This window comes from Acetobacter estunensis (genome assembly GCF_011516945.1).
GTDB lineage: Bacteria > Pseudomonadota > Alphaproteobacteria > Acetobacterales > Acetobacteraceae > Acetobacter > Acetobacter estunensis.
The window spans coordinates 1-9,883 of the sequence record NZ_WOTH01000064.1 but is presented as its reverse complement, the minus strand read 5'-3'; the positions used below and the strand labels follow the sequence as shown (position 1 = coordinate 9,883).

The 9,883-nt window shown below is 46.3% G+C and carries 8 protein-coding genes; 4 read left to right on the top strand and 4 right to left on the bottom strand.

From position 1 onward, the window contains the following. Positions 1-621: 621 nt before the first annotated feature. Positions 622-1,035, bottom strand: a complete 414-nt coding sequence (locus tag GOB87_RS15680) for a hypothetical protein (protein WP_166318895.1) — start codon at positions 1,033-1,035, stop codon at positions 622-624. A 164-nt stretch (positions 1,036-1,199) separates the two neighbouring features. On the opposite strand from GOB87_RS15680, the gene GOB87_RS15675 reads away from it, so the two are divergent. Both GOB87_RS15675 and GOB87_RS15670 read left to right on the top strand, forming a co-directional pair. Beyond that, a complete protein-coding gene (locus tag GOB87_RS15675) occupies positions 1,200-2,873 on the top strand; it encodes a hypothetical protein (protein WP_166318892.1) in 1,674 nt (557 codons plus the stop codon). Positions 2,874-3,609: 736 nt separating this feature from the next. Next, positions 3,610-4,791, top strand: a complete 1,182-nt coding sequence (locus GOB87_RS15670) for a DUF4268 domain-containing protein (RefSeq protein ID WP_166318889.1) — start codon at positions 3,610-3,612, stop codon at positions 4,789-4,791. 19 nt (positions 4,792-4,810) lie between these two features. On the opposite strand, the gene GOB87_RS15665 is transcribed toward GOB87_RS15670, so the two are convergent. Together GOB87_RS15665 and GOB87_RS15660 are read right to left on the bottom strand one after the other, a co-directional pair. Next, positions 4,811-5,197 (bottom strand): hypothetical protein, encoded by a 387-nt coding sequence (locus GOB87_RS15665; RefSeq protein WP_166318886.1) that lies wholly within the window; start codon positions 5,195-5,197, stop codon positions 4,811-4,813. Between the two features lie 392 nt (positions 5,198-5,589). Next, positions 5,590-6,015, bottom strand: coding sequence for a hypothetical protein (locus GOB87_RS15660; RefSeq protein WP_166318883.1), 426 nt, complete (start codon positions 6,013-6,015; stop codon positions 5,590-5,592). 594 nt (positions 6,016-6,609) lie between these two features. Here GOB87_RS15660 and GOB87_RS15655 point away from each other — a divergent pair. Further along, positions 6,610-7,851, top strand: coding sequence for a hypothetical protein (locus GOB87_RS15655; RefSeq protein WP_166318880.1), 1,242 nt, complete (start codon positions 6,610-6,612; stop codon positions 7,849-7,851). A gap of 98 nt (positions 7,852-7,949) precedes the next feature. Here the strand turns inward: GOB87_RS15655 and GOB87_RS15650 are convergent, their stop codons facing one another. Then, a complete protein-coding gene (locus tag GOB87_RS15650) occupies positions 7,950-8,969 on the bottom strand; it encodes an AAA family ATPase (RefSeq protein WP_166318877.1) in 1,020 nt (339 codons plus the stop codon). 435 nt (positions 8,970-9,404) lie between these two features. On the opposite strand from GOB87_RS15650, the gene GOB87_RS15645 reads away from it, so the two are divergent. Then, positions 9,405-9,758: a hypothetical protein gene (locus GOB87_RS15645; protein ID WP_166318874.1), complete on the top strand. Its 354-nt coding sequence runs from the start codon at positions 9,405-9,407 to the stop codon at positions 9,756-9,758. The last annotated feature ends 125 nt before the right edge of the window (positions 9,759-9,883 follow it).

The following is a 9,883-nucleotide window of genomic DNA, read 5'->3' as shown; positions in this document are numbered from 1 at the left end:
AACATCAAAGAAACCAGACTGCTTCATATCGCCATTCCCTCAATCAACGCAGAAGAAATAGAATCATACAGAAGACCTCAAAACCAGGGGGTTTTTAGAACCCTCCAGGTGTGGGGCAGTCATAAGGGGGAAGGGTGGTGATCTCAGTATTCTAAGACTGATGGATGTTATGGGATCATAGTCCATCAAGTATTATTTTTTTATATTGAAGTGTATATATTCAAAATTATAACTATATATAGATAAAATTAGGCGCGTTTTTTGAAGTGTAGTGAATTACACGGAGGTTTATGTATCCCACTAAAGAGTTGGATGAATGGATAGAAAAGAATTTTCTTGTCGATGTAAGTGAGGATTGCCAAACGCTGTCGCATAAAGAAATCATGCTAGTCAGCTATTTTAGGAGATTACATAAGGAAAATGGCTGGGGGACCTGGAGCGGGATAGACCAGATGCACCACAGAACATAACCTATATAAATCAAAGACTTACAGGCTTTCCACATTTGCCTGCGGTAGTGCTTGGTGGAGAACGTTCTCCACTTTTGCGAGCGAATTATAGCCCGGTCCTCTGCATGAAACAAGGAGAGAGAAACGGTCGTTTAACGGGATACCGATACCGTTAAACGGAATCCTCGTTCTGTTTAACGGACTGGCCTCTTCTGACGGATGTCATGCATTTTCTGACCAGTGTGGTTGCCTGTTTTCTCATGCTGTCAGGAGCGTCTATTCCCATTCCCTGAAGCCGTTCCATCAATCCAAGAACGGCAGAAGCATCATCCAGTCGGACAGGCGGCTTCATGCCTTCAGACAGGGCGACGGCTTTGCTCTGATTTCTGTCTCTTTTGATTTTCTCACGGATAGCGAGGGTCAGCCATTCTCCGACCTTTGTTCCGTCTTTCTGGCATTGTGTGATGACAGCCTGACGGATATCAGCAGGAATACCGCGAACACCCCATGTCTTTTCATTCTCTTCCATACCGTTCTTCCTTGTTAAACAGACTATGTAAAACAAGTTTAACGAGAAGAATGGCAAGGAAGTAAAGAAATCAGGTCATGTGTTAAACATCATCAGAAAAATGTTTAACTATTATTTCTTGTTATATTTCATCATATAGATAATATACTTGCAATTATTCCACAGTATCCGGTTTAATAATAAAAAAGGCCAGATGCTGAAACATCTGACCTGAAAACAGGATGGGAGCGAACCATCGGAATATTTTGCTTACTGTTAATTTTGATTATGAATTATATGAAAGAATTAGTCAAGAAAATAAAGTAAAAAGTTTCGATTTTTTCTCCGTCATAGATATGGAGAAAATTATTATGGGATTACATGCTTTTAAATTACTGGACGAGGCTTACTCAGAATACCACAGAGACGAAATATTAGGCCGTCAGCTACCATCAGGAACATACTTCTCGATACTCGACAGGTCTGGCGAACAGCCTCTTCAGACATCATATTCAACTGCTTCATTCAATGAAGTCATCCGCGAACAGCAGGGAAAGACCGACCGATATTTTTCCCAATGCTTTTTCAATGAACGAGACCGCAAGAGCGTTCATTGTGAGTCCATAAGCCATCTCTGGGTTGACCTGGATTTTTATAAAAGCCCAGCTTCCAGCCCATTCCGTTCTCTTCACATCAGGGAAAAAGATGACGGAATGGGTGCATGGGAGTCAGAAAGGCTTCGCAGGTTCTGTGATGATAATCGTATTCTCATGCCTTCATACATTATCGACTCAGGCAACGGAGCCTATGCTCTCTGGCAGTTCCGTGAAAATCAGAAAGCAACCGACGAAACGAAGTTGATGTTCCGTGAGATGATGGTCAGACTCATTTCACTGTTCAGCGACTGGAATGCAGACCCTTCGGTTAAAGATACATCCCGCGTGCTTCGCGTTCCAGGTTCGATTAATTCAAAGACGGGCAAACCCTGCCGGATTGTCTGGCCCGTGCAGGGCGAATGGATGCCCGAGCAGTATTTTGAACCAGCCGTCAAACATGGGAAGACCTACGATTTTCATCATTTATATGAGTCTTTTATCGGTCGGAAGGAGCCAGAACAGATATCGGACCTTCTGAGGTTTTCGAAACTGATGAATCTTGAGCCTGATATTGTTCAGGATATTCAAAAAGCAGAACACGCCTCAGCCCTGAAAGAAAGGCGGGAAAAATATCAGAAAAATAAAGCTGCCGGAAAAACCAGAAAGCCGAGAGTGAAGAGGGATACGTCCGTCACATATCTCAGTCGGGCGATAGGTCACAGGACTGATGCGGACACATCAGAAGCCAGAAACCGTAAAGGCTACCGCTCGTGGGAATCATGGTGCAGGAAGGTTCTGCACGACCTGAAAACCCTGATACAAATTCGTTGCCATGGCCGGGAAGCGAAGCCGGGATTTCGTGACATGCCTCTATTTCTGGCAGGTTGCATGATTGCTCAGATTCATAGACCAGATTTCATCATGAAAGAGGTCGGGAAATGGATGGACGGGCATTTTGATGAATGGATGACAGATAACTGTCACACGCTTCTCAGCACCCTGATAGCAAACGCAAAAACAGATTTTGCCAAGGGTGCGAAAAAGCGCGGTTACTCATATACGACCGATGACATGATTCAGCTTTTAGCTCTGACACATGAAGAAATGAAGCACATGACTGTGCTCATTGATCATGAGGAAAGATTGCTCAGAAAACGCCAGAGACGGCACACGCAGGGCAATTCCGAGCGTCCAAAGTCAAAAGGTCAGACGCGAGAAGAATGGCTATCTGAGAACAATCTGAGCAAGTTAAAGCCATGGGAAGCAATGAGAATTAAACGTAGTAGATATTATGAATTAAAAAAATCAGGAAAAATATGAAATAAAAACCGGACAGGTGTGGACGGATATCTATACTTTAGTATAGATATCGTGGATATATATATATTTTTATTATATCCGCGCGTGGCGTTTTTCTTCTCAATCGTGAATGTTCTGGATTGTCGGATAGCCCGTAAACGCGCGAAACGCCACACAGAAGGTCGTGAAGAACGTCCGATGTTCAAAGGCCAGACACGTGAGGAATGGCGCTCAGCGGTCTTTCAAGGAAGTTTAAAGGCTGAAAAACCTTGGGAGGCAATGGGCATCAGCAGAAGAACATATTATCGTAGAAAAAACGGAAAATAACAGATGTTCTTAAAATGTTCCAAGGTTTGGCACTCGGTGGGGACGGATAACTATGGGTTGTGTAACCGACCCCAGGAATTTTATTTTTTGGTTCTTTTTTGTAGCGTCTTTTTTTCGTTTGATATTCCGGTTTTATCAGATGTTCGTTTTTCTTCTCAACCGTGAATGTTCTATATTGCTCCATGGCTCCGATAGCTCGTAAACACGAAGTAAGCCACGCTGAATGGCTTTCTTTCTCTTTTCTGTAGTTCGTATCGTCTGAGTGGCAAACCGTCGCTCTACGGGCTTTAAATGGCTTTTTAGAGTGTCTTGATTTTTCGCGGTTCTGTATTTTCGGCAGATATCACTTTTACCCTTCACGCCAGCCCTGACTTGTCGACATCTTCTGTCCGATAGAAGGTATCAACATCAAAGCAGCAGGAGCTTCAGTGTGTTTAAGGTGGACCGCAACACAAACCGTATACAGCCATTAGTCAAAAAACGGTTCAGTGATTTAGGCTTCAAAGAGCGCGACCACATTCAGGAATGGCTTGTTTATCAGCCAGATGCACTGGGGGAAGAACTCCTCATCATCCAGAAAGAGTTCGATGGGTTTGACGACACGAGAGAACGGCTAGACCTTCTTGCATTAGACAAAAGTGGTAACTTGGTTATCATCGAGAACAAGCTGGATGACTCTGGTCGGGATGTGGTGTGGCAGTCCTTAAAATACACCGCATATGTTTCCAGTCTCACAAAAATGCAGATTATCCAGATATATCAGGACTATCTCAATAGATACGAAGGGGGAGGTATCGCCAGCGAGAAGGTTTGTGAGTTTCTAGAGATTGACGACATGGATGAGGCTGTCCTTAATTCAGGAAACAGTCAGCGCATCATGCTTATTGCCTCCTACTTTAGAAAGGAAGTCACCGCCACAGTTCTTTGGCTCATTAGTCGTGGCATCGTAATCCAGTGTTTCAAGCTTACTCCATATTCCCTGGAACAAGAAATACTGGTGGATATCGACCAAATAATCCCACCTCCTGAAGCTAGTGATTATATGATTGGTATCTCTTCTAAAGAAAACGAAGAGGCGACAGTTCAGGGTATCCAGAAAGAGCGACATCAGACACGCTTCCAGTTCTGGTCCTACATGCTCGATGCCTTCAGAAAAAAAGGTGTGGGTCTTTACGCAAATGTCAGCCCGGGTAATGACCATTGGTTGACTGCTGGTTCTGGGTTGAGCGGTTGCCCTTACAGTCTGATTTTCGGAAGAAAAGAAGCTCGGGTCGAACTCACATTTTCACGAAGCTCTGCATCTTGGAATAAATGGATGTTCGACAAAATACACGAACACAAGAACGATATAGAAAATAGCTTAGGTGCGAAATTGGAATGGAAGCGATTGAGCGAAAAGAAATCCAGTCGCATTGTTCTGGCTCATCCTTATGATGGGTATGATAAAAGCAACTGGCCAGCCATGGTTGACTGGATGGCCGAAGAAATCCAAAAATTTCAAACTGTATTCCACTCATATTTGGAAAAGTATGGACAGGAAGTGAAAACAATTCAGTTTCAAGACGCAATTGACAATGAAGAGGATAATACAAACGAATTAATTGCCAAGTAACAAGTAAAAAATCAGATTTTCACCGTGTATTAACCTTTTTCTCAGCCCGTCTGAGTGCTCGGAGAGCCTTATCCAGCAGGGGTATCATGTGGGTCAGTTCTTCTGCCTCCCACGTTCCCCGCTGGACGCCCGCAATCAGGTCTCTGCTTAACGGTTCCATGAGCATAAGTTGTTCGTGGAGGCGACTTATTTCCTTTCCCTCTCTGGTAGCCTTCAGCCATGCCTCAAGGTCTCCACGCTCCACTACATCCAGTCTGGACAGTATCTCTTCAGGCACGGTCTCTGCCCAGATGTCTATCTTTCCCAGACCTTCGGGTTTTGCAGTTTTCGTCTGGTAATCATAGTTCCACTGAATAACCGAATAGGTGCTGTCGTCTTTCGTATTGGGTCTGAAGTTGATACTCATAATATTTCTCCTTAAATGATTTCGATAATTATATTATATATAAATGGATATAATTCATTAAATAAAGTTGCGTTTTCTTTGTGATATTCATCATTTACCGGTATTCTAATAATATTAGCCAGCCGTGTCCGTATCCGTTTCTTGCGAAACACATACGGCAAGCTGGCAAGGGGGATATTCCCCCGTTGACCCCCATTATGGAGCCATAATCATTATTCAGGAGACCCGCGATGTCAGAGACAAGGAGATTGAAAAACAGCTTTCAGGTGCGTCTTGATGACGCCACGCATTCCGCAATCATGGCCCGGTCTGTGTCCCGCAATGTGTCCGCAGGCACCATCATCCGTGAGATGATAGCGGAAAACCTTGGCAATCAGTCCAGCAGGATTATTTCAGTTCCACGGAAGAAGCCACCTCGCAAAGCCCAGCCTGATGACGTGCTTGAACTCGCAAGGCTCCGCGAAGCCATGGCCGAAACGTGTGGCGCTCTTGTCCAATGTTCCATCCGTTCCAGAGAAGCCGGGCATCTCGACACACACGGGAAGATAGAAGAACTCCTGCCCGAGGTAAGGAAATACACCCGCAGGGTCGACAGGCTGAAAGTCAGGCTTCAGGTGAAATGAGTGATTATCGGGGCTACATTGGGTCGCGGTGGCATTCATCTCGCCAACCACCTGAACGACCATAAGCAGCAGAATGACCAGACCCTGCCCGGTCCTTCCAGAGGGCTTGTCTCCACAGGCATCAGGGATGGCATTCGGGAACTGACCGACCTCATCAGTCACGCCCGAGCCAATCAGCCTCTTCTCCATGCTCATGCCAATCCAGGGAAGGAATGGAACGCGGACCAGTGGGCCTATTACTGGACATTATACGAGAAAGAATTTTCTCTTCAGAACCAGCCCTTTCAGTCAGCCATTCATATCAAAAATGGCAGAAGACATGAGCATCGGGGCTATTCTCTGCTCAGGCCAGATGGCACCTGTCTGAAGCTCCCCCACATGAAAAGACGGCACGAGAAGCTCTCCCGTCTGATGGAGATCCATACGGGCGAGAAGATTATCAAGGGCAGACACAACAGGTCCGTCATCAATGCTCTTGAGAAAGAGGGAAACCTTGAAGCCGTCGCCATTCTGAAACAGTCGGGCATCGACAGGGGCAAGCCTGCTATATCGTCACTGACCCCGCAGGAACGCGCCCAGCAGGAACGCACGGGCATCCCCAAGAAAGAGCTTGCCCGTCTTGTCCTGACGGCGTGGCAGGATGACGCATCCGCATTTCAGCACGCTCTGAAATCCAGGGGCGTCCTGCTGGCCATCGGGGATAAAGGGCCGGTTGTCATCGACCCTACTGGCAACGTGGCATCCGTCGCACGTCTGCTTAGCTCAGCCAGCAAGGAAGACGGAAACCCCATGAAAATCAGGGCTGAGGCTGTTTCGAGAGCTTTGGCCCCATTGAACCTGTCAACTTACAAGGAGACCAAAGATGTTTGGACGAAAGAAAAAGCCGGAACCAGAAGCGCCACCTGTCAGAAAGCCGCAGAGAAAACCAGTCCCGCCAGCGATAGCGGAAGAGCATCAGAAATATCTGGGGCAGAAATCATACGCCCGGACTTTGGCGGAAACAAAGGAGGTCGTGGAGAAAACGGATGGAAAGGCAACGGAGATATTGAGTCTTTTGACCGATACGCCAGAAGGACAGACAGACCCGCTCCAGGAACTGAAGGACATGATGGGGCAGATAATCAAAAATCAGGAAGACCTGACCAACGCCGTCAACGCCTTATTGCTCAGGCAAAAATAAAATACGCTCTGACGGATTACGACTGGTCAGCAGGACGGGAGTTCCAGAAAACGAAGGTTCTCCGCTTTGACGATATCAGGACGCTCAATTCCGAAAGCTGGGCCATTTCGAGAGAGAATAAAGACCGTTACTGGGCAAAGCTGAAAGCCCTGAGATACGAGCAGAGACTTGGTGAGAAGCATAACAGAGCGATTGATGCGGATGTATTGCTGGCCATTATCGAGGCCATTCTGAGCCTGTTCGGGTATTCCATGAAAACCTATGCGGTCTGTCCTGTCACAGTAGAAGTGCCCCGGACTGGTCCTGCCATCGACAGAAACACTTTTTCCCTCATGACGGAAAGCCAGCAGGATTATGTCCTGCGAAGCGCCATGAAGAAATATCAGGGCGAGCATCGGAAATACCTGACCCTGTGCAAACAGGCCGGGCATCCGTCTCCTCTGTCTTTCCGTCATTTTCTTCGCGAGATTCAGGCTCAGGGTGGAGACTGGATGTGTGAATCCATCGCCAATCTGTATCCCCGTGAATATGTCAAAGCCCTGGAAAATTCACTCCTCCCGCTGGACCATGAAGTCAGGGATGAAATGCTGAGAATGTGGAAGGACGAGGAGACCCGCTATTCCGATATCCACAAGACCTTCGGGAGTGAAAATCTGAAGAAGGATATCGCGGACCATATTGAAGTCATTGACGCGGATATCCGTCAGGGTATCGCCATGCACGAGAAAATAGAGGTTGGCCTGAAGAAGGCCCGAGCCGATTACAGAGAGTATGAACGAAACCTGCAAATCAGTCATATCGGCCTGAAGGCCGTGCCGGGCATGAAAGCAGTTCCAGCCCTGAAGATGTGATACCTGACAGGCACATCGGGTTTTCCTTCGGAACACCCTTTCCACCGGCTCTGTGCCGATGACGAGTGAGATAATCACCCGTCATGGTGGGTATCCTTTCATTGTCTTGTCCAGAGCTTCGCCTGACTGTCCATGATGATTTCGACAATCCGTTTCATTTTTCTGATGTCTCCGTTAGCACAAAAAAACCTGAGCTTATCCAGTTCATATTCATTCAGGTCATACCATCCCGAGATTAATCCCCGTTCTTCCGCGATTTTCTCAATCAGATTCATGGCGATTGGGTAAATCTGGTCCGCGTCTGGCCTGTTGACGTGAACAATCTGACAGCGCGATTTAAGCGGCACGGAGACCTGATTAATGTCGTTCGCGGTCAGCACCCATCTGACATACGAGACATTAACGGGAATGTTCAGGTGGATATCGTGAAACTCGCCCGCTTCCGCGCTTTCCAGGAATTGCAAAAGAGCATCCTGCACATTGCCATGATGCGGGTTTTTCGGAGCCTTGTCGATTTCATCCATGATAAAGACAGGATTGGCCTGCTTCGATTTCGCCAGCAGTTCGGAAACGATTGAGGGCTTTGAATCCCCATATGTCTGATGGGTGCCAGCCAATGACAATGAGTCCGTCATGCTGGCCACATTGATGGTTTTGGTATGAAAGCCCCCAGACCTGAAATATTCCCGCGCTACGGTTGATTTACCGCTACCAGGTGGCCCCACCAGCAATACAGGACGGGCAGGGACAACATTGCCCCATTCTGCGTAAATGGTATCCGCATGAGATAGGGCTTTAATCGCTTCCAGACCGTTCGGGCATTGCTCTGAAACGGTCTCAATCAAGCCCTGAACATTATGAGGATGGTGTAGGAAAAGAGGCTTTTCCAACCCCCTGACGGACGCATATCGGTCGGTTTTTGAGTGTCGGGAGACTTCTGGAAAACGGTAGTCTTTCGGGATTGCAATAATAGCTTTTCCCGCAATCATTGCGGAAATCTCTAAGGCTTCTGCCTCTTGTTTTTTCCGTTCCTCATTCTCTTTTTGTCGTCGGTCAGCCTCTTGCTTCCATTTCATTTCTTCAAGGTCTTCAAGATACCCGAAATTGTGGTTTTCCATTGGCGAATCTCCATGAGTCAGCACGCTTGAATCACAGGGGACTCAAACGGTTTGTCGATAGACAAAAACATGGCTTAAGCCCTTGTCAGAGCAAGGCTTTTCCTATTTTGTCGATAATTTAAGGGGGGGATATCAGCGAGAAGAACTCTTCCCGCTTTTTTCATATTCGGAACGTCATCATGTCGGGGGTGATACCGGAAAAATAAGGACAGGTGTCAAAAAAATATTCTCTAGTATTCGTCTTTGATATTAATAGTATATAAACCATTATCACGAACATATTACCAATAATATTTCATGGGTGTCTATAAAACACTTGTTTTTTGTTCAGTTTCTGATATATTGGAAATGCAAGGGGTCTAGCGTCTCTAAACCCCGTCCAAAAACCACCATGCGAAAAGGACGAAAAAGCATGAACTAAAAGGAGTATTTTTTATGGTAGCAGTTATTACATCAGCACTTCCCTCAGCTAACGGAACCGAGGCTTTCACGTTCGCTATTGTGGCGAATGATACAGCCAAGGCTAATCTTGTAGAGATTCAGAAGTGGCAGACCGAGGCCAAGAAGTTTGGCTTAAAAACATTAAGAGCCATTGGCATTGAGAAAAATAATTATAATGCCGATGCAACAAATAAAGACATTTTCAAAGCCTGCGAACAGATTCTGAATAATGCTATTGCTACAGCGCCAAAGGGCGTACGTGGCATTATTTTTCAGGGTGATTTTGCTGACCCTGAAGATGTCATGGAGCTTCTAAAACTGGACCACACTTTCCTGGACAAGTTCTGAGGAAGAGTTTCCATGTGGAGGGTTCTAAAAACCCCCTGGTTTTGAGGTCTTCTGTATGATTCTATTTCTTCTGCGTTGATTGAGGGAATGGCGATATGAAGCAGTCTGGTTTCTTTGATGTTGAA

Excerpts from the sequence above, each read along its gene's own strand:
- GOB87_RS15665 (WP_166318886.1), bottom strand. The coding sequence starts at position 5,197 with ATGAGTATCAACTTCAGACCCAATACGAAAGACGACAGCACCTATTCG.
- GOB87_RS15675 (WP_166318892.1), top strand. The coding sequence starts at position 1,200 with ATGGGAGCGAACCATCGGAATATTTTGCTTACTGTTAATTTTGATTAT.
- GOB87_RS15650 (WP_166318877.1), bottom strand. The coding sequence starts at position 8,969 with ATGGAAAACCACAATTTCGGGTATCTTGAAGACCTTGAAGAAATGAAA.
- GOB87_RS15660 (WP_166318883.1), bottom strand. The coding sequence starts at position 6,015 with ATGAGCATGGAGAAGAGGCTGATTGGCTCGGGCGTGACTGATGAGGTC.
- GOB87_RS15655 (WP_166318880.1), top strand. The coding sequence starts at position 6,610 with ATGAAAATCAGGGCTGAGGCTGTTTCGAGAGCTTTGGCCCCATTGAAC.
- GOB87_RS15645 (WP_166318874.1), top strand. The coding sequence starts at position 9,405 with ATGGTAGCAGTTATTACATCAGCACTTCCCTCAGCTAACGGAACCGAG.